Genomic DNA, 19,480 nt, shown 5'->3' on the forward strand with positions numbered 1-19,480 from the left:
CGTTTTTATCAGAAGTGTGGCTTTGCTGCCGACGGCGGCATCAAAAGCGATACGATCCGCAATTTCACCATCAACGAGCTGCGGATGCGAAAATCCTTATCTGTATAAACCAAGAGTCGGAGGAGAAAACGATTTCATTTTCTCCTCCGGTTTTGTTATCATTAAAAAGCAAGAAAAAAGTAAGAGCTATTGTATCCAAAATATGCTATCATGGAGGTGTCATTTGATTTTCATTTCATTGCTCAGGAGGTGTCCTTTTGTCCAATCCCCGTGTCGTTCATCCACGCATCACCCGCTACGCCAGTCTGCCGCTGGAAACCTTATTCCATGATTTGCAGACTTCACCGCAGGGCTATTCGTCCCGACAGGCAGCCCAAAGTCGGGAGCGCTACGGACAAAATCAATATACCGCTCACCAGACGGATACCGTACTCTTTCGCATCCGCCGCGCTTTTGTCAACCCGTTCAGTCTGATTCTCACTGTGCTGGCTGTTATTTCCTTCTGTACTGATGTCGTCTTTGCCTCCAATTACAGCCGCAACATCACCACCTGCCTGCTGATTGTGGGCATGCTGCTTTTGAGCGGCATTGTCCGTTTTACCCAGGAATTACGGGCCAAACAGGCTACCGACCATCTGTTTTCCCTCATTCATACCACTGTACAGACCCGTCGGGATGGACAGTGGCAGGAGCTTCCCTGCGAGGAACTGGTCGTCGGTGATCTGGTGCGCATACAGGCCGGCGAACGGGTTCCGGCGGATCTGCGTCTGACCACCGCAAAAGACCTGTTTGTCTCCCAGTCTGTGCTGACCGGTGAAAGCGCTGTACTGGAAAAAAACAGTGCACCACTGCCTGCCAGTGGCATCAACAATCTGCTTGATTACACCAACATCGCCTTTTCCGGCTCCACTGTCATCGGCGGCAGCGGTCAGGGAATTGTCCTTGCCGTGGGAAAAGACACGGTGTACGGTGATGTGGGGGCAACTCCTGCCAAAAAAAGTGGCTTTGACCGCGGTGCAAATTCTATTGCACAGGTGCTCATCCGGTTTATGGCGGTGCTGGTACCGCTGGTTTTTCTGGCCTGTGGACTTACCAAGGACAACTGGGGAGCTGCCTTTTTGTTTGCACTTTCGGTTGCGGTAGGCTTGACTCCCGAAATGCTGCCGATGGTCATCAACGCCTGTCTGGCAAAGGGCAGCGTTGCTATGGAGAAAAAGGAAACCATCGTCAAAAACATCAATGCCATGCAAAGTTTTGGCAGCATGGATGTCCTGTGTGTGGACAAAACCGGCACTCTGACCGGAGACCGTATTGTTTTGGAATATTATCTGGACATCCTGGGCAACGAGAGCTCTGAGGTGCTTGATTATGCTTACCTCAACAGCTTATACCATACCGGCGTACAGAATCATCTCGACCAGGCCATCCGCAAAGCGGAAACTCTGCCAGGAAAACAGCAATCCTTTGCTGCGATGGCAGCCCGTTGTCCCAAGCTGGACGAGCTGCCGTTTGACTATGAGCGCCGCTTTGCCAGCGTGCTGGTACAGGATGGCAGTCAATATCGTCTGATCGTCAAAGGAGATGTGCAGGAGGTTTGTAGACGCTGTACACAGGTTGCTTACCGCGGCCAATATAGTCCCATGCAGCCAGGTGGAATGAAGCACGTTCATGAAGTGGTGGACGAGATGACCGAGGACGGCATGAAGGTGCTGGCAGTGGCGACCAAATTGCTGCCCTCTTCGCAGCTTTCTGCCGATGAAGAGCAGAATTTAACACTGATCGGCTATCTGGTCTTTTTTGATGCACCCAAAAAGAGTGCTGCCAGTGCCATCCAAAAATTGCAGCAGCTGCATGTATCGGTCAAGGTGCTGACCGGTGACCGCTGCAGTGTCGCCGCTTCAGTCTGCCGCCGACTGGGACTTTGTACCGACAACATCTATACCGGAGATCAACTGGACGCTTTGGACGAGGACAGTCTGCTGTTGGCCGCAGAAAACGGAACCATCTTTGCAGAACTAGTTCCCCGACAAAAAGCCAAAATCTTATCTGTCCTGCGTGAAAATGGGCATACCGTCGGTTTTTTGGGCGACGGCATGAACGATCTTCCCGCCATGTTGGAAGCCGATGTCGGCATTTCGGCTGAGGGTGCTGCCGAAGCTTTGCAGGAAGCGGCGGACGTCGTCCTGTTAAAAAAGGACCTCAACGTGCTGGAAGAAGGTGTTTTGGAGGGACGCAAGGTGTTTGCCAATATGTCCAAGTACATCCGCATCACTGCCTCCTCTAATTTTGGAAACATTCTGGCGATTGTAATTGCCAGCGTCCTGCTTCCCTTCTTCCCGATGACCGCCGTTCAGCTGCTGCTGCTCAATCTGCTGTACGATGTACTATGTTTGGTTTTACCGTGGGATCGGGTGGACAGCGAACTATACGAACAGCCTCGCTCCTGGTCAGGACAGACACTGGGACGCTTTATGCGCTTCTTTGGGCCGATCAGCTCCGCCTTTGACTGCATGACCTTCGCCTTTTTATATTTTGTGCTCTGTCCTGCTGTCTGTGGAGGTGACTTTTTCAGTCTGAATGCAGCTGCTCAACAGCAGTTTATCTCGCTGTTTCAGACGGGATGGTTTGTCGAATCCATGTGGACACAGGTGTTGATTTTCCATCTTCTGCGCTCTCTCCGCCTGCCATTTCTGCAAAGCCGTCCTGCCCGTCCGGTTGCCGTTGTGACCGTCGTCGGTGTTACACTGTTCTCGACGCTGGGCTTTACCACCCTGGGAGAATGGATCGGTCTGCGTCCGCTGCCTCCAATCTATTTTGTCTTTCTGTTGGGAGTGGTCGCACTGTATCTATTGTGCATCACCATCGCCAAAACACGCTATGTTAAAAAATATCACGAACTGATCTGACAGGAAGGAAGGGCCGATGTATGAAAAAGAAGATTGATTTTATCAGCCTGAGTCCTTCACTGGCAGAATGGCTGCGTGAACGACTGCGCAGTGCACCGTCCTCCCTGCCGGACACACAGGATCTGTTGGGTGCTTTGGGAAAACTGCTCGACGGCAGCACCCGCACACTGATGCTGGAGCTTGAAAGCGATCAGACAGCATCTCCCTCTCTGCCGGAACAAATCTGCTGCGGAGCATTGTGCATTCAACCGCGTGCACGCAAGGTACTTCGTCAGGGAGTGGAAGTCTCCCTGACGCCGAAAGAATTTGATATTCTTTACTTTCTGGCGCGCAATCGCGGAGAGGTCTTTACCAAAGAACAGATCTATCAGGCGGTATGGGACGGAGAATATCTGTTGGATGACAGCAACATCATGGCATTTATCCGCAAACTGCGCAAAAAAATCGAACCAAATCCAGATGCGCCGGAATATATTCTGACCATTTGGGGAATCGGCTACAAATTTAACGACCGTTTGGAGGAAGAGGAGGATTCTCTTTCTCTGCAAAAATAAAAATCATTTTTCCAAGGCTCCCTGTTACGGACAGGGAGCCGTTTTTGTTGTCCATTCCATAACCGCAAGAAAATCGCAAGAGTTTCGTCATGGGATTTTCCTTTGTGTTTCTGTATACTGTAATCACAGTCACAAAGAAAGTGAACAGTCAAAATAATACAGCAGATGATTTGGGAAAAGCGCTGACAAACAACAGCACACCATCATCCATCGAAAGGAAGGGATTTTTATGAACATCGGCTGCATCCTGTTTGGTATTCTTTTTATCATTGACGGAAGCTGGTTTTCCATGGGCAATGCCTACACCTATCTGCGGGCATGGCAGGAAATGCCGGAGAAACAGCGCCAGTCAATCCGTATCCGACCGCTGTGCCGCAACATCGGCGGCATGATTGTCCTCTGCGGCTGCATCTTCGTCGCAGGCGGAATCTTTAAACTGTGCGGCCGTCCCAGCTTTCTTTTTCTCATGGTGCTGTGGATGATCTCCGCCGGTATCGACATCTGGATGATCGAAAAAAGCGGACGCTATCTCATGCAGTAATCTTATCGTGTCAAACTTGCATTTCACCAATGCAGTTTACAATATTTCATTCGCAAAGGAAGGTGAGGCAGTATGGACTCTGATCACGAAAAACGTTTAACTTTGCGGTATGAGGGCTGCTGTCAGCCTTTGACCGCCCACATCTTACACTTCAAAGGAGGTCATTGCGATGAACATCAAAGCAAACCGTCCAACCACTGCAGCGGCACATTCCACACCTACCAAAAATGCCGCGTATGCCCGCACCATCCATGAGGCAGCAACGCTGTCACTGCGGGAACTGCTCAAGAATACGTCCAGCTCGATCAGCGGACTGGACGCCCAGCAGGTTATCAACAACCGCGCTCATTTTGGCACAAACAAAGTCACCCGTGAAAAAAAGCAGTCGCTTGGAAAACGGCTGGCAGGCGCTTTCATCAATCCTTTCACTGCCATCCTGTTCTGTCTGGCGCTGGTATCCGCAGTAACAGACATGATCTTTCCAGCACTGTCGCTGTTTGACAGCACACCAGCCGACTTTGACTGTCTGACCGTCGTAATCATTCTGACGATGGTTTTCATCTCCGGAACCCTTCGCTTTATCCAGGAATCTCGCAGCGGCAATGCAGCAGAAAAACTGCTGAGCTTAATCACCACCACCTGCACGGTCACCCGCAAGGAAGAAAAAAAGATCGAACTGCCGCTGGATGAACTGGTTGTCGGAGACATCATCCATCTGTCCGCCGGCGATATGCTGCCAGCAGATGTACGTATTCTGGAGGCAAAGGATCTCTTTGTCAGTCAGGCAAGTCTGACCGGTGAAAGCGAACCCATCGAAAAGCTCTCCGGCGCAGAGAGCAGCCGAAATTCGCTCACCGACTACACCAACATTGCCTTTATGGGCAGCAATGTCATCTCCGGAACCGCTACGGCCGTTGTTGTCGCTGTGGGCGACAACACTCTGTTCGGCTCGATGGCAGCCGCTGTTGCCGGCGAAGCAACAGAAACCAGCTTTACCCGCGGCGTCAATGCGGTGTCCTGGGTGCTCATCCGCTTTATGTTGGTGATGGTACCGGTTGTTTTCTTTGTCAACGGCATCACCAAGGGCGACTGGCTGGATGCTTTTCTGTTTGGCATTTCGATTGCCGTCGGTCTGACTCCTGAAATGCTGCCGATGATCGTTACCACCTGTCTTGCCAAAGGTGCTGTGTCGATGAGCAAAAAACGAACCATCGTCAAAAGCCTCAATTCCATCCAGAATTTTGGCGCCATGGATATTCTGTGCACCGATAAAACTGGAACCCTTACACAGGACAAGGTCGTTTTGGAATATCACCTTAATCTCAACGGCGACGATGACCTGCGGGTACTTCGTCACGCTTATCTCAACAGCTATTTCCAGACCGGCTATAAAAATCTGATGGATCTGGCCATCATTCACAAGACTGAGGAGGCAGAAGCGGCCGATCCGCGCCTTGTGGACTTATCCGAAAACTATATCAAGGTAGACGAAATCCCCTTTGATTTTTCGCGCCGCCGTTTGAGCACAGTGGTTCGCGACCGCACCGGCAAAACACAGATGGTCACCAAAGGCGCGGTGGAGGAGATGCTGTCTATCTGCTCCTTCGCAGAATGCGACGGCGAGGTACATCCGCTGGACAAACAGCTGCGCAAACGCATTCTGCACACCGTCGATGAACTCAACGACAAAGGTTTCCGCGTGCTGGCGATTGCGCAGAAAAGCAACCCTTCTCCGGTAGGCTCCTTCGGAATCAAGGATGAGTGCGAGATGGTTCTCCTGGGTTATCTTGCCTTTCTGGACCCACCAAAGGAATCCACTGCCGATGCCATCCGAGCTCTTCGCAAGCACGGCGTCACCACCAAGATCCTGACCGGCGACAACGATAAGGTGACCCGCACTATCTGTAAGCAGGTAGGATTGCCGGTCACAAATATGCTGCTCGGCTCCGACCTTGAACGGATGGACAATGCCCAGCTGGCAGCCGCCGCAAGAAAGACCGATGTGTTTTCTAAACTTTCCCCTGACCAGAAGGCGCGCGTTGTAGCTGTATTGCGTGAGGACGGACATACCGTGGGATTTCTGGGCGATGGCATCAACGATGCCGCTGCGATGAAGGCTGCCGACATCGGCATTTCGGTAGATACCGCTGTCGATGTTGCCAAGGAATCGGCTGATATTATCCTGTTGGAAAAGGACCTGATGGTGCTGGAAGAGGGCATCGTGGAAGGACGCAAGACCTACGCCAACATGATTAAATACATCAAGATGACCGCCTCCTCCAATTTTGGAAACATGTTTTCAGTGTTGGCTGCCTCTGCCCTGCTGCCCTTTTTGCCGATGGAGAGCATCCATCTGATTCTGCTCAATCTGATCTACGATTTGTCCTGCACAGCTATCCCCTGGGACAACGTCGATGAAGAATTCCTGGCGGTTCCTCGCCACTGGGATGCTTCTTCGGTGGGCAGCTTTATGATCTGGATCGGTCCTACCAGCTCCATCTTTGATTTTACCACCTACCTGTTTATGTACTTTGTATTCTGTCCGTTGTTTGTATCCCATGGCATCCTGTACAACGATCTGGACCGCCATTTCTCCGGACAGGCCCTGGTGCAGATGCAGGCTCAGTATCGCGCCATGTTCCAGGCTGGATGGTTTGTGGAATCCATGTGGAGCCAGACGCTGGTCATTCACATGATCCGTACACCAAAGCTGTCTTTCCTGCAAAGCAGAGCTTCTGCACCACTGACCCTTCTGACCATCACCGGCATTACTGTGCTGACCATTATCCCCTTTACACCGCTTGGAGCAGCGCTGGGATTCGTCGCACTGCCGGCAGCTTACTTTGCTTACCTGCTGCCCTGCATCCTGCTTTATATGGTGCTGGCAACCAGTCTGAAAAAAGCATATGTCCGCCACTACGGCGAATTGTTATAAGAAGGAGGATTTGCCATGAAAATGCATTGGATCAACTGGCTCATTCATCTGTTGGGAACCGACCAGCTGTTTGGTATTCATCTCGGGTTTTGGATTGGAATGTCGGCGGTGCTGCTCATCGTTGTCGTCATGAACATTCTGTTTTGGAGTGCAAAACCCTGCTCGTTACAAAATCATTCTCATTCCCAGATTCGTCCACTGTCACATTGATATCCACTTACCTCTCCAATAGATAGCGAAGGCCCACGGAATAAGCTCGTCCGTGGGCCTTTGCCTTTTTATTCTATGGTGCTTGATCCATCAGTTCCTGCGCACGCTGCTCGGTGATAACTCGACATTTTACCATGCTGTCCAGCACCTGACGCATCCGCTGCCGCGCCAGCGTTGGATTTTCGTCCAGCGAATAGACCGACGGTGCATTGGGAAGTCCCGCCAACATCACCGCCTGTGCGTCGGTCAGCTTTGCCGGCGTCGTTCCAAAATACCCTTTTGCCGCCTGTGAAATTCCCTCATAGCCGCTGCCAAAATAGATGGTGTTGACATACATCTCCAGTATTTCTGCCTTGGTGCAGCATCTCTCCAGCTCCCAGGCGGCAAACACCTCGGCAAATTTTCGCACCAGCGTTTTGTCCTGGGTAAAATACTGATTTTTCGCCAGCTGTTGGGTGATGGTACTGCCGCCCTGTGCAAACGACAGCGTAAATATATCGTATCCCAGTGCACGTACTGTCGCTAGCAGATCGACACCGCCATGACTCCAAAAGCGTTTATCCTCAACGGCCACAACCGCATCCACATAGATCTCTGGAAGCTGGTCGATGGTTACAAACGAAGGATCACTGCGCAGCTGTTCGACCAGACACCTCACTGGCTTTTGCTTGATGGCACGCTCGTACATCGCATAACCCTGCATGCTCAGGATACAGACCAGCACCATTCCCACGCAGACAAGAAATGTCATCACTGATCCCATCCATCTCGCCGCCAAAATCGAGTATCGTCTGATGACCGCCAGCATCACTGTTCCTCCTTTCGTTCCAACCAGGTTGCCAGCCGATCTGCTGCATTCCATACACCGGATGCCAGCAGTCCCAGCAAACCAGCTGGCAGTGCAAAAAGTCCTACAAGAGCAAATCCTCCCCAGATGGTCAAACGATACAGAATTTGGTACAATCGTTTTCTCCCTTGTCGGTTTCTTTTTCCTTCCAACTGTCAGCCCTCCCTGCTCTTCTGCTTCCGTTTGTCAGCAATCACAGCGTTTCCTTTGGACCGCTGACAATTTTGTAATAGGAGCCGGAGGTGATACGATAGACCAGAATGTAAAACAGTGCAAATATCAGATAACAGCCCACCGTTACTGCCAGCAGCAACGAAAGATTGATTAGTCCAAACACGCTCAGCACCTTGTAAATCAACGGAAACGCAAATCCCAAATGAACACCGGCGGTAAGCAACGGCAAGAAGAATACGGTCAGCACCTGTGAATTGATGCTTTGGCGAATCTCCCGACCGGTCATGCCCACCTTGCGGAGAATCTCAAATCGTGCACGATCCTCATATCCCTCCGACACCTGCTTATAGTAGATAATCAGCACCGCTGCAAAGATAAACACGATGCCAAATAAGATTCCCAGGAAGAACAGTCCGCCATACAATCCATAAAAGACAGAGCGTTCCTCCGCTACACTTTGGCACTTTGCACTGTACCCGTTCTCCAATACCCAGTCCTGAATCTGCTGGTAAATTCCAATCTGCTGCTGTTCCGAAGCCTCCAAATCAAATCCATAGTACCAGTGCAAATCTGTCATTGGGGCTCCATTTTCGTCCAGTACCGAAAGCATTGGCTCTGTCACTGCGTCAAAATCTTCCACGAACAGATAGATGACCGGACGCATCAGGGCCCGATCCATCTGGTAGTCGGCAAATCCGTCCACTTTCTTTACAATCTGTAAGCTTTCTCCATCCTCGAGTTGGATGCTTTCGCCGGTATAGTTGCTATCCTTGCCCAGATACAGCAGCGCTTGACCTGGCTCCAGCGTCTCCTGTGTTCCCATCAGGCGGTTATAATCCTCCAATGGCACCACCATCACATCGTACAGCTGATTGTAGTCAGCCGAATTGTACAGACTGTTTTGCAGAGTCAATTCTCCGTTTTCCAGTTTTCCTCTGTAAGATACCGCAGAGTAGGAAAGCTCATTGAAAAGATTTGTTCCGGCTTGCTCCACCACCTTCTGGGCGTACTGCTGAATCTGCTGCTGGATGGTTACGGCATCCTCCTGATCACGCTCCACCGACAAATCCAGGTAGATGTTTCGCGGATAACTTTGCCGCAGACTATCTTCCGCTCCCAAATACAGACAAGTCGTGGATGACAGCGTGACCAGCACCATGGTACACAAAATACAGATGGAAGCAAGTCCAGCTCCGTTTCGACGCATCCGGTAGATCATCGACGACACTGAAACAAAATGATTCGTTTTGTAATAATAGCGCTTGTTCTTCTGTAAAATCCGGCAGATTGCCACCGAACCGGCGATGAACAGCAGATAGGTTGCGATAATAACCATAATCACTGCTATCATAAACCAGAGGATGGCCGAAACTGGGTCCTGAATGGAGACTGCAATCCAGTAGGCAGCTGCCAGCAAAAGCGCTCCTGCCAACGCCATCGGCCAATTTGTCTTGGGCGGTTTTTCGCCAAAGTCCTCACTGTGCAAAAGCGCAACCGGACTGGTGACATGCAGCTGGCGCAGTGTATTCAAAAAGATGAGTCCAAAAATCACAGCGAATAACCCTAGCGTCTGGGTAATCGCCGTTCCTGATAGTCTGAGCGTAAAATCTATATCCTCTTTCAAAAGGTTCATGAGCACCAGTTCGGAAAATTTGGACAGGGTGATTCCACAGAAAACTCCTCCTGCCAAGGAAATTGCTCCCATCATCGCTGCTTCCCACAACAGCACCAACGCCAGATGTTTCTTTCCCATGCCAAGGATGTTATATAAACCCAACTCCTTTTTTCTTCGCCGGATCAAAAAGGAATTGGTGTAAAACAGAAAAATCAATGCAAAAACACTGAAGACAACAAACCCAATCCTTAAAAACTCCTTCATTACACTGCTTCCACTCAATGGATCAAGCAGCGGGCTGTTTGCCAAAAAGGAAACGATATAGCTCATGGTGACCATCCCGATACAGGTCAGAAGGTACGGCGTGTACAGCTGGCTGTTGCGTCGAATGCCCATCCAGGCGAGCTTTGGATAAAATCCTATTTTCATTACCGCTCACCGCCTGTCGTCAGCAAGGTCAGTGTGTCTGAAATGCGCTGATACAGCTGCGCATCGCTCTCCTGACCGCGATAGAGCTGATGGAATACGACACCATCCTTGATGAACAGCACACGCCCTGCATGGCTGGCTGCCTTCACCGAATGGGTAACCATCAAAATGGTCTGACCGCTGTGGTTGATCTTCTCGAACAATCCCAACAGATCATCGGTGGCGCGGGAATCCAGTGCGCCGGTCGGCTCATCGGCCAAAATCAAACGCGGATGGGTAATCAGCGCCCGTGCCACTGCCGTCCGCTGCTTCTGTCCTCCGGACACCTCATAAGGGTATTTTTTCAGAATCGACGTAATTCCCAGCTGTGCTGCAATCGGTTCCAGCCGCTTTTTCATCTCCTGCGGAGTCTTTCCCGCCAGTACCAGCGGCAGAAAGATGTTATCCTCGATCGAAAAGGTGTCGAGGAGGTTAAAATCCTGAAAGACAAATCCCAGACGATCGCGGCGAAACGCGGCAATCTTCGACTCACGGATCGCCGACAGTTCCTGTCCGTCCAGTCGGACGCTTCCGCCGGTTGGACGGTCCAGCGCAGCCAGAATATTGAGCAGCGTAGTTTTACCGGAGCCGGATTCGCCCATGATAGCGACATACTCTCCTTCCTCCACGCTGAACGAAACGTTTTTCAGTGCCTCCACCTGATTGCTTCCCATGCGGGTCGTGTAGGTCTTTTTGAGCGCCTGTACTTCCAAAATGCTCACTGTGCATTCCTCCTTTGTTGTTTGCAGGTTTATTATAGCAGACCTTTTTCCCGATTCTCCATTGCATCCGCTTACAAAAGAGCCGTTTGATCTTACATTTCTGTAAGATAGCTCTAATCCCACAAAAAAGAGGCTCCGCCGGCAAAACACCGCGAGCCTCCCTGCATTATCGCTTATTCGAGTTCGAGCTTTTCCCGCTCCATGTGCAGCCGAACCGTCGTTCCGCCTCCTGGTGTCGACTGAATCTCAATGGTATGTCCAAGATTTTGACAGATGCGCCGGCACAGATACAGCCCGATACCGCTGGCCTTTTTGTCGGTGCGTCCGTTGCAGCCGGTATATCCCTTTTCAAAAACACGCGGCAGGTCCTCTGGTGCAATTCCGATACCGGTGTCCTGAATGCACAGTGTCAACGGCTGTTCCAGCCAGATGCGGATGCTTCCCCGAGGTGTATATTTGAGCGCATTTGAGAGCAGCTGTTCAACCACAAAGCTCAGCCATTTTTCGTCGGTCAGCACCACAGCGTCCATCGGTTGATAGTCCAGCGCGATTTTTCGGCCGATGAACTGCCCTGCAAACTTTTTGACAGCAGCGCGCACCAGACGATCCAAAGAGCAGGACTGGAACAGATAATCGGTGGAACTGGCGTCCAATCGCAGAAACACCAGCACCATCTCGACATATTGTTCAATGCGCATCAATTCCTCCTGCATTGCTCTTGACAGGGCAGTATCCTCATTTTGCAGCGTCAGTCGCATGGAGGAAATCGGCGTTTTGATCTGATGCACCCACATGGTATAATAGTCCACCATCTCCGCATACTGTCGGTCCGTTTCTGCCCGCAGCTGAAGGTTTTGCTCCTGGAGGTGGGCAATCACCTGCTGATAATCCTCGTCATCAATGTTGTTTACTTCCGGTAAATAGTCGATGAGCGGCACATCCAGCTGCAGCAATTTCTGCAGCTGGAGATGTTTCTTCTTCGCCCTGTGTACTCCTCGCAGCAGAGCTGCCACACCAATCACCGTACAGACTCCCGCCGGATACAATACTGCTCCTGCCGGCAGCCGATACAGCAAAAAGGCGCACAAAAAAATCAAACAAAACAGCAGAGACAGCAGTACACTGCGCCTGCGCTGCCACAGATAATCCAATAAAAACCGCATGAAACCTTTCTCTCCCTCATCAGAACCTATTTGGTTTTGCTTTATTTATCTGTATCAGTCGATCAGATAGCCCAAACCTACCTTGGTGGTGATAAATCCACTCAAACCGGCGGCATCCAGCTTTTTACGCAGGCGGTTGACGTTGACACTGAGGGTATTTTCATCCACAAAACAGTCGGTCTGCCACAAGCGTTCCATCAACTTTTCACGGCTGACCACCCTGCCTTTATTTTCCATCAACGCCAGCAGAATCCGGTACTCATTTTTGGTCAGAGGGATTTTCTGCTGATGATAGGTCAGACTGTTATCTCCGGTGTTCAGCAGTGCGCCGCGATGTTCCAGCACCGGCACCGATGCTGCAAAATCATAGGTTCTGCGCAGCATCGCCTGGATTTTTGCCATCAGCACCGACTGGTCAAATGGCTTTGCCAGAAAGTCGTCGGCACCCATATTCATCGCCATCACCATGTTCATATTATCCGCTGCTGAAGACAGAAACAAAATCGGCACCTTGGATACCTGACGGATCTGGGTGCACCAGTGATACCCATTAAAACACGGCAAAGAAATATCCATCAGAACAAGGTGCGGATCAACGGCGGAAAATTCCGCCATCACATGGTGGAAATCTTCCACACAGTGCACCTCTAATTCCCACATGCTTGCCTGTGTTTGAATAGCCTGTGCAATCCCACGATCATCCTCCACAAGCAATATTCGATACGGCATTGTTTTCACCTTCCTCATATTACCAAACTTTCATTGACCGCCACTTTATAAAACGATTTTTCCTTGTATAATCCCTTCAAAAAAGCTACTCTTTCCTTTATGGTATTAAAAACAAAAAACGCATGAAAGCAATGCTTTTCATGCGTTTTTATCCGTTCTCTCCGTTTTTCCATTCATCCCAACAGCTGACCGCCACATCCGCCAATCCCCAGATAAACGCCAGTTGATAAGCACCCATCGGTCGAATATGAATTCCTGGCAGATTCCTCAGGGTCAATAAGATGCCCAGTTCACTCAGAAAGTCGAGCATGGCGTGGCACAAGGTGATCTGCCAAAAACCATCTATCCAGCCATGCCGAAACAGCCAAAAGCCAATCCTGTCGCCCAATGTTCCCAGCAAGGCGTCCATCGCAATAAAGCAGATCATAAACAACAAAAACTGCCATCGCTGCTCCGCTTCAAATCCAAATGCCTGAAAGATCAGCCAGCCAACCAGTATCACAACAACAGTGGTCAGAATCAAAGCCAGCATATCCAAAAAGTCATCCAACATCTGCCTTACCTCCTTCCTTTTTATAAGGATACCAAAAAAACCTCCTTCTTGCAAGAAGGAGGTTTTTCTTCTTAGGAATTTCCTTGGAGATATGGCAGTGGGTTGACATCGTCCGCACCCTCGCGCACCTCAAAGTGCAGATGCGGGCCGGTGGACCAACCGGTGCTGCCGACCTTGGCGATAACCTCGCCGCGGGAAACGACCTGACCCTCGGAAACCAGAAGCTGGCTGCAATGGCCATACAGTGTGCTGGTTCCGCCGCCATGGTCGATGATGACATACATACCATAGCCACGGCCGGTGGTGTAGACGGTATTGGCAACCATAACCGTACCGGTGTTAGCCGCAACAATATCTGCACCCATACATCCGCTGCCGGTGATGTCGATACCGGTGTGGAAGTCGGTTCCGTTAAAACGCCAACCATAGCCCGAAGAAATGGTGCTGTATCCTGGCAGCGGCCACTTCATTTCACCACCGACATACTGGCTGTTTTCCGGTGTGGAAAGGCTGTCCAGTGCTGCATAAACAGAGGAGATTTCGTCCTCCATCTCTTTTGCCTTCTGCTGGCTTGCCGCTACATCGTTGGTGTATTCCTGTTCGAGCTTGCTGATGTCCTCAATTTCGGCATCAGCTGCCTGAATCTTCTTGCTCAGCGAGTCCTTGTTCTGTTCCAGTTCCTCGTTGGCCTGCTCGAGCTGTTCCTGTTCCAGTTGCAACTGTGTCTGCTTGTCTTCCAGTTCCTGCTTTTCTTCGGTCAGCTCGGTGATAATCTCCTGATCGCGCTCTGCAATTTCGGTGATGACTCTGGTGCGCACCAGGCTGTCATAATAGCTGTCTGCACCCAGAACAACCGACAGTGCATCGCTGTATCCGGCTTTATAGGAGGTCTGGATTCGTTTGCGAAGGAGGTTGATCTGCTCATTGATCTCCTTTTTAGAGGTGTCAATGTCCTCCTGGGTCATCTGAATCGACTCGTTCATCGCATCAATCTGCAATGTCAATGTGCTGATCTGTCCCAGCACATTGTTCAGGTCAGCATCCAGCGAGTCCTTGACTGCCTGTGCCTGCTGTTTTTGGTTGGTGACATTGCTCAGTTTGCTTTGCAGTTCCTCCTGCTCCTCTTTGAGTTTATCCAGTTCATCCTGCAGGCTGCTGATCTGATTCTGATACTGCTGTTTTTGTTGTTCGCGCTCCTGCTGTTCCTGCTGCGCCTGTGCAATCTCCTGCTGGCGCTGTGCTTCCGCCTCATCCACACTGACATAGTCGCCGGTCTGAGTGCTGGTTTCGGTCTCTACCTCGGTGGAGGTATCGGTTGTATTCTGGGTGTCGTCTGGCATCTCGCCCTCTCCCCAGGTTGCCGAGGCCGGCAGTGCAAGAATCAGGAGAGCCAGCAAAATTGCCGCTGCTTTCCGAAAACGATGGTGGTGTGTATTCACAGAACAACTGCACTTCCTTTCTCTGTACTATACCTTCAGATGACGGCGGATAAAGAGATTTGCACCGACGACGCCCAATCCTGCGCCGCCGATAGCAAAGCCTGCCAGCATCCGTGTTGCAATGTCGCGGAAATCAATCAACTTGCCGACGGCAATTTCCAGCCAGGAGGACGGGCTCTGCATAATAAACTGGGTTGCATAGTTGTAGGCAATCCACAGTCCGCCGAAGGCCAGCAGCGCCGAAATCAAGCCGATAATCATACCTTCAATCAAAAACGGCATCTTGATAAAGGTGTTGGTCGCACCTACCAGGCGCATGATGCTGATTTCCTTGCGGCGGGAAAAGATGGTAATCTTGATGGTATTTGCAATGATGACCACCGAAACCACCGCCAGAATGACAACGATGACGCTGCCCACGGTGGAGATTGCACGCTCCAGGTCGGACAAAATCGTTGCCTCCTGACTTGGTGTACGAATATCAGGGTCAATACCGTCGATCTGCAGCAGCTGGTTCGTCACGCTGTCCAGTGTTTCCTGGCTGACATCATTGAGCTTGATGCGGTAAGCATCCGGCAAAATCGGTCCCAGGTCGTTGCCATCGACATCAACTTCTACCATTGCGCTGGCAGCGCCCCATTTTTTTTGCTCCTCTGCCCAGGCTTCCTCCGAGGAGTAGAAATACGATTCTGCAATCTCGGGGATCTTTGCGATCTCATCGCCGATCTGGCGGGCCTGGTCGTCGGACACATCCATGTCCAAAAAAGCGACCATCTCGTTTTCGTCCTCTACGGCGCCGACGATGACCTGCATGTTCATCGACAGCAGAATGGCGCTGCCGATCAGCATCAGACAGGCCACCAAGACACCGATGGACGCAAAGGACATCAATCGGTTCATGTACACATTTTTAAATCCGGTTTTGAGCAGATAGCCCATGCTGCTACCCTTCATAGAAACTCCCCCATTCATCCGCGTCCGATACCAGACTGCCGTGGTCGATGCTGATGACGCGATGTCCAAAACGGGCCACCAACTCATGCTCATGGGTAACCATGACGACGGTTGTTCCACATTTGTTGATTTCATTGAGCAGCTCGACAATCTCCAGCGACAGCTCAGGGTCGATGTTGCCGGTCGGCTCGTCCGCAATCAACAGCGGGGGATTATTGACAAGCGCTCGCGCCAGTGCCACACGCTGCTGTTCGCCGCCGGACAGCTGGTCAGGATAGTTTCTGGCCTTTGCCGCCAGACCAACCAGTCCCAGTACATACGGCACACGCTGCCGGATGGAACGGCTGGCAACGTTGGTCACACGAAGTGCAAACGCTACATTATCATATACAGTCATCTGAGGAATCAGGCGAAAGTCCTGAAAGACCACTCCCAGCGAACGCCGGAACTGCGGAATCTGCCGCTTTTTGATCTTGTTGAGGTTGTAGCCGTTGACCTTGACAATTCCCTTTGTCGGTGTTTCTTCCCGCAAAAGCAGCTTGATAAAGGTACTTTTGCCTGCACCAGAGGGACCGACCACAAACACAAACTCCCCTTTGTCCACGCTGAGACTCAGGTTGCTCAGCGCCTTTGTCCCATTTTCATAGACCTTCGAGACGTTGGTAAACTCAATCACTTGAACACCGCCTTATCACTCACAGAGATATCTGATCCATCAAATATCCCCGTTCATTTTTTTCCGTGTTGTCACAAACGGTGCCGGTTTTTTTCCGGTCTTGATCCGTCCTTTTACATGTTTTGACAGTCACAATTATAATACATTTTCCGTTTTATCGCAACAGTTTGCTCATATTCGCCGCTGCAATTTGAAGAAAAGTTTACATTTTGCATGATAATTTAGACTTTTGTCATAAATTTATGATTTTTCTTTTCCTGTCCATTTTACGGCGTAAAACAACTGCCCAGGAGGGAATTTCCTTCCTGAGCAGCTGCCTGAAAATATTTTATCGCTTAATATTTAACCGGATTTGCAGTGAGGTAACGTTTTACCATCAAAGCAACCTTAAAGACGATCGCATGGTCAAACTCGCGCAGATCCAGACCTGTCAGCTTCTTGATCTTCTCCAGACGGTAAACCAGCGTATTACGATGAACAAACAGCTTTCTGGAAGTTTCCGAAACGTTCAGGTTGTTTTCAAAGAATTTCTGAATGGTAAACAGTGTCTCGTGATCCAGGCTGTCGATGGAACCTTTCTTGAACACCTCTTTGAGGAACATCTCACACAGGGTGGTCGGCAGCTGATAGATCAGACGGGCAATACCGAGGTTGTTGTAGCTGACGATCGCCTTTTCGGTGTCGAATACCTTTCCAACTTCCAGCGAAACCTGTGCTTCCTTGAAGGATTTGCTCAGCTCCTTGACACCGGAAACGATGGTGCCGATGCCGACAACAACGCGGGTATAGAACTCGCTGCCCAGTGTATCAACGATCGAACGGGCTAATTTTTCAATGTCCTTGCTGTTGATACCGCTCTTTATTTCCTTGACCAGCACAATATCCTTTTCACTGATATTAAAGACAAAGTCTTTCTGCTTGTCCGGGAAGAGGTTCTGGATGACATCAAAGGCAGAGATGTCGTTGGAAGAAACAACGCGCACCAGCAATACGACGCGGTTGACGTCGGTGTTGAAGTGCAGCTCTCTGGCTTTGACATAAATATCGCCTGGCAGAATGTTTTCCAGAATCACGTTCTTGATAAAGTTGTTGCGGTCATATTTTTCATCATAATACTGCTTGATGCTTGCAAACGAGATGGCAAGAATGTTGCAGAATTTGGTGGCCATTTCATCGGTTCCCTCAACAAAGACCGCATAGTCCGGCTTTGCTCTGGTTCCAAACGGCTTGTAGGTATAGCCGTCGCGCACAAAGATATCGGTGTTTTCGTTGAGGTCCAGTACCAGATACTCGTTTGTTTCGCCGATACGTGTCAGGTCGCTGCAGGAGATGGTGACCGCATAGCTGTCTACCACACCGATGACACGGTCGATCGAATCTCTCATCTGATGGACAATCCCTTGAAACAATCTGTTCGACATAACAATTCCCCTCTTCTATCCGTATTCGTCAATATCCCTATTGACACCGTTTACTTCGCTATTTATAGTGTACCTAATTTTTAATCAAAATGCAATATAAAATCAAAGAAAAGTTGTTGAACTTCAATCATTTTTTTCTATTATACCCAAAAACCATCTGGAAAGGCTCTATTTTGGTGGAAAAGAGTTGTCTAATTTATACTTGGCAACCCTATACAAAGCCCTGCGACTGTTTGATTTGGAATTTGTAAGCCACAGCATACTTGCATAAATTTAGACAAAATATTTTGTTGTTTGGAAATTTGGACCAATTCTAACCATCGTTTATGCAATTTTTTATCCCTCAGCGCAAAAGAGTTGATAAAAATTCTACAAATCCGCCTGTAAAATTGCTCCAAATGTCAATATTGCCGACTATCTGCCCATATCCTCCGCAAGCGTCTTATGATATAATAAAGTTTATCTCAAACGATATTGGAGGAGCTTCCTCATGGCTTTACAGATTCATCCGCCTCGTCAGCAGGACTTTGCCCGCTGCTGTCAGGAGGTGTTTTCCCAGGACTTTTTGCAGACCGGCATCGGGTCGCTGGGTGAAAAATCCCAGCACGCCGTCCTGAAAAACTACTACTGTCCCAATCCTTTCTGTCAGGAGATCAATTACGGTGGATTTGTCACGGACATCGCCGACGAACACGGCATCACCGAAATTCAGACCGCCGGCTTTGGACGGCTACGCAAAAAGCTCGGCTGCTTTTTGCAGCAGGCGCCGGTGCGGGTGGTCTATCCGGTGCCGGCGGTCAAGTGGGTGGTCTGGATCGACCCACAGACCGGCGAAATTCGTGCGCGCAACCGTTCCCCGAAAAAGAACGCTGTCCTCAAGGTCTTTCGGGAGCTGTACAGCATCGTTGACCTGCTGTGGCCGGAAAACTTTTCACTGGTGCTGCCGCTTATCGAGTGCGAGGAGTACCGGCTGCAAAACGGCTGGAGCCGCGACGGCAAGCGCGGCTCCCAGCGGGACCAGATGGTTCCTATCTCGCTGCTGGGAGAAATCGTCATCGACCATCCTCATCAGCTGCTGGACCTGCTGCCGGAAGAGCTTCCCACGCCGTTTACCTCGGCAGAATTGCAAAAGCTGTGCAAGGTAAACAGCCGGCAGGCTTCCTATATGCTGCTGGTGCTGCGCAAGCTGGGTCTGGTGGAGCTGACAGGCAAACAGGGCAACACCCACCTTTATCAGCTTTGTCCCCAGTAAGATCGTCTTGCATTTTTGGATGGACGCGCTATAATAATATTATCACTTTGCAGCAGTAAAGCACAATATTTTTCCCGTTGGGAGGAACAGACTATGATTTCACAGAAGATGCAGTCGCTTGTCCAGAACAGCTCGGTCATCCGCGCCATGTTCGAGGAGGGCAATCGTCTGGCAAAGATTTACGGCAAGGAAAATGTTTTTGATTTCAGCATCGGCAACCCCAGTGTTGCTCCGCCTGCGGAGATTGCGCAGGCCATCCACTCGATTCTTACCGAGGAGGACCCACTGACCGTCCATGGCTATATGAACAACTCTGGCTAT

General features: G+C 50.3%; 17 protein-coding genes and 1 pseudogene. 7 read left to right on the top strand and 11 right to left on the bottom strand.

What is annotated here, in order from left to right:
• The first annotated feature begins 257 nt into the window (after positions 1 to 257).
• The 5 genes from mgtA (Q0L39_RS05975) (at position 258) to Q0L39_RS05995 (ending at position 7,146) form a co-directional block, all read left to right on the top strand.
• Positions 258 to 2,906, top strand: coding sequence for a magnesium-translocating P-type ATPase (gene mgtA, locus Q0L39_RS05975; RefSeq protein ID WP_296627532.1), 2,649 nt, complete (start codon positions 258 to 260; stop codon positions 2,904 to 2,906).
• 20 nt (positions 2,907 to 2,926) lie between these two features.
• Complete coding sequence (locus tag Q0L39_RS05980) at positions 2,927 to 3,460, top strand: winged helix-turn-helix domain-containing protein (protein WP_296627534.1); 534 nt, start codon at positions 2,927 to 2,929, stop codon at positions 3,458 to 3,460.
• 229 nt (positions 3,461 to 3,689) lie between these two features.
• Entirely contained in the window at positions 3,690 to 4,001 is a 312-nt protein-coding gene (locus Q0L39_RS05985; RefSeq protein ID WP_296627535.1) for a DUF3784 domain-containing protein, read from the top strand.
• Positions 4,002 to 4,170: 169 nt separating this feature from the next.
• Positions 4,171 to 6,936 (top strand): magnesium-translocating P-type ATPase, encoded by a 2,766-nt coding sequence (mgtA, locus tag Q0L39_RS05990; RefSeq protein ID WP_296627537.1) that lies wholly within the window; start codon positions 4,171 to 4,173, stop codon positions 6,934 to 6,936.
• Between the two features lie 15 nt (positions 6,937 to 6,951).
• Complete coding sequence (locus Q0L39_RS05995; protein ID WP_366916345.1) at positions 6,952 to 7,146, top strand: hypothetical protein; 195 nt, start codon at positions 6,952 to 6,954, stop codon at positions 7,144 to 7,146.
• Positions 7,147 to 7,219: 73 nt separating this feature from the next.
• Here Q0L39_RS05995 and Q0L39_RS06000 read toward each other — a convergent pair whose 3' ends face one another.
• From Q0L39_RS06000 to Q0L39_RS06050, 11 genes are all read right to left on the bottom strand, one after another.
• Positions 7,220 to 7,954 carry a biosynthetic peptidoglycan transglycosylase gene (locus tag Q0L39_RS06000; protein WP_296627539.1) on the bottom strand — a complete coding sequence of 245 codons (735 nt, stop codon included), beginning with the start codon at positions 7,952 to 7,954 and terminating at the stop codon, positions 7,220 to 7,222.
• Positions 7,954 to 8,109, bottom strand: a complete 156-nt coding sequence (locus tag Q0L39_RS06005; protein ID WP_296627540.1) for a hypothetical protein — start codon at positions 8,107 to 8,109, stop codon at positions 7,954 to 7,956. Before Q0L39_RS06005 ends, Q0L39_RS06000 begins: the two co-directional genes overlap by 1 nt.
• 77 nt (positions 8,110 to 8,186) lie before the next feature.
• Positions 8,187 to 10,211 (bottom strand): FtsX-like permease family protein, encoded by a 2,025-nt coding sequence (locus Q0L39_RS06010; protein ID WP_296627542.1) that lies wholly within the window; start codon positions 10,209 to 10,211, stop codon positions 8,187 to 8,189.
• Complete coding sequence (locus Q0L39_RS06015) at positions 10,211 to 10,972, bottom strand: ABC transporter ATP-binding protein (protein ID WP_296627544.1); 762 nt, start codon at positions 10,970 to 10,972, stop codon at positions 10,211 to 10,213. Before Q0L39_RS06015 ends, Q0L39_RS06010 begins: the two co-directional genes overlap by 1 nt.
• A 173-nt stretch (positions 10,973 to 11,145) precedes the next feature.
• Positions 11,146 to 12,135 (bottom strand): sensor histidine kinase, encoded by a 990-nt coding sequence (locus tag Q0L39_RS06020; protein ID WP_296627545.1) that lies wholly within the window; start codon positions 12,133 to 12,135, stop codon positions 11,146 to 11,148.
• Positions 12,136 to 12,189: 54 nt separating this feature from the next.
• A complete protein-coding gene (locus Q0L39_RS06025; protein ID WP_296627547.1) occupies positions 12,190 to 12,864 on the bottom strand; it encodes a response regulator transcription factor in 675 nt (224 codons plus the stop codon).
• A 148-nt stretch (positions 12,865 to 13,012) separates the two neighbouring features.
• A complete protein-coding gene (locus Q0L39_RS06030) occupies positions 13,013 to 13,417 on the bottom strand; it encodes a hypothetical protein (RefSeq protein ID WP_296627549.1) in 405 nt (134 codons plus the stop codon).
• A gap of 71 nt (positions 13,418 to 13,488) precedes the next feature.
• On the bottom strand, positions 13,489 to 14,856 hold the full coding sequence (locus Q0L39_RS06035; RefSeq protein ID WP_296627551.1) for a murein hydrolase activator EnvC: 1,368 nt from the start codon (positions 14,854 to 14,856) through the stop codon (positions 13,489 to 13,491).
• 27 nt (positions 14,857 to 14,883) lie between these two features.
• Entirely contained in the window at positions 14,884 to 15,810 is a 927-nt protein-coding gene (locus Q0L39_RS06040) for a permease-like cell division protein FtsX (RefSeq protein WP_296627553.1), read from the bottom strand.
• Positions 15,800 to 16,486, bottom strand: coding sequence for a cell division ATP-binding protein FtsE (gene ftsE, locus Q0L39_RS06045; RefSeq protein WP_296627554.1), 687 nt, complete (start codon positions 16,484 to 16,486; stop codon positions 15,800 to 15,802). The genes Q0L39_RS06040 and ftsE overlap by 11 nt, the downstream gene beginning before the upstream one ends.
• A gap of 335 nt (positions 16,487 to 16,821) precedes the next feature.
• A complete protein-coding gene (locus Q0L39_RS06050; RefSeq protein ID WP_296627556.1) occupies positions 16,822 to 17,907 on the bottom strand; it encodes a helix-turn-helix domain-containing protein in 1,086 nt (361 codons plus the stop codon).
• Positions 17,908 to 18,397: 490 nt separating this feature from the next.
• On the opposite strand from Q0L39_RS06050, the gene Q0L39_RS06055 reads away from it, so the two are divergent.
• Both Q0L39_RS06055 and Q0L39_RS06060 read left to right on the top strand, forming a co-directional pair.
• Positions 18,398 to 19,159, top strand: a complete 762-nt coding sequence (locus Q0L39_RS06055; protein WP_296627558.1) for a hypothetical protein — start codon at positions 18,398 to 18,400, stop codon at positions 19,157 to 19,159.
• Positions 19,160 to 19,252: 93 nt separating this feature from the next.
• Positions 19,253 to 19,480, top strand: a pseudogene (locus tag Q0L39_RS06060) (pyridoxal phosphate-dependent aminotransferase); the annotation flags it as partial.

It is taken from the genome of uncultured Negativibacillus sp. (assembly GCF_944388365.1).
Lineage (GTDB): Bacteria > Bacillota > Clostridia > Oscillospirales > Ruminococcaceae > Negativibacillus.

Excerpts from the sequence above, each read along its gene's own strand:
- Q0L39_RS06055 (WP_296627558.1), top strand. The coding sequence starts at position 18,398 with ATGGCTTTACAGATTCATCCGCCTCGTCAGCAGGACTTTGCCCGCTGC.
- Q0L39_RS06025 (WP_296627547.1), bottom strand. The coding sequence starts at position 12,864 with ATGCCGTATCGAATATTGCTTGTGGAGGATGATCGTGGGATTGCACAG.
- Q0L39_RS06010 (WP_296627542.1), bottom strand. The coding sequence starts at position 10,211 with ATGAAAATAGGATTTTATCCAAAGCTCGCCTGGATGGGCATTCGACGC.
- mgtA (WP_296627537.1), top strand. The coding sequence starts at position 4,171 with ATGAACATCAAAGCAAACCGTCCAACCACTGCAGCGGCACATTCCACA.
- Q0L39_RS06020 (WP_296627545.1), bottom strand. The coding sequence starts at position 12,135 with ATGCGGTTTTTATTGGATTATCTGTGGCAGCGCAGGCGCAGTGTACTG.
- Q0L39_RS05985 (WP_296627535.1), top strand. The coding sequence starts at position 3,690 with ATGAACATCGGCTGCATCCTGTTTGGTATTCTTTTTATCATTGACGGA.
- Q0L39_RS05980 (WP_296627534.1), top strand. The coding sequence starts at position 2,927 with ATGAAAAAGAAGATTGATTTTATCAGCCTGAGTCCTTCACTGGCAGAA.
- Q0L39_RS05995 (WP_366916345.1), top strand. The coding sequence starts at position 6,952 with ATGAAAATGCATTGGATCAACTGGCTCATTCATCTGTTGGGAACCGAC.
- Q0L39_RS06000 (WP_296627539.1), bottom strand. The coding sequence starts at position 7,954 with ATGCTGGCGGTCATCAGACGATACTCGATTTTGGCGGCGAGATGGATG.
- Q0L39_RS06030 (WP_296627549.1), bottom strand. The coding sequence starts at position 13,417 with ATGTTGGATGACTTTTTGGATATGCTGGCTTTGATTCTGACCACTGTT.
- Q0L39_RS06040 (WP_296627553.1), bottom strand. The coding sequence starts at position 15,810 with ATGAAGGGTAGCAGCATGGGCTATCTGCTCAAAACCGGATTTAAAAAT.
- Q0L39_RS06050 (WP_296627556.1), bottom strand. The coding sequence starts at position 17,907 with ATGTCGAACAGATTGTTTCAAGGGATTGTCCATCAGATGAGAGATTCG.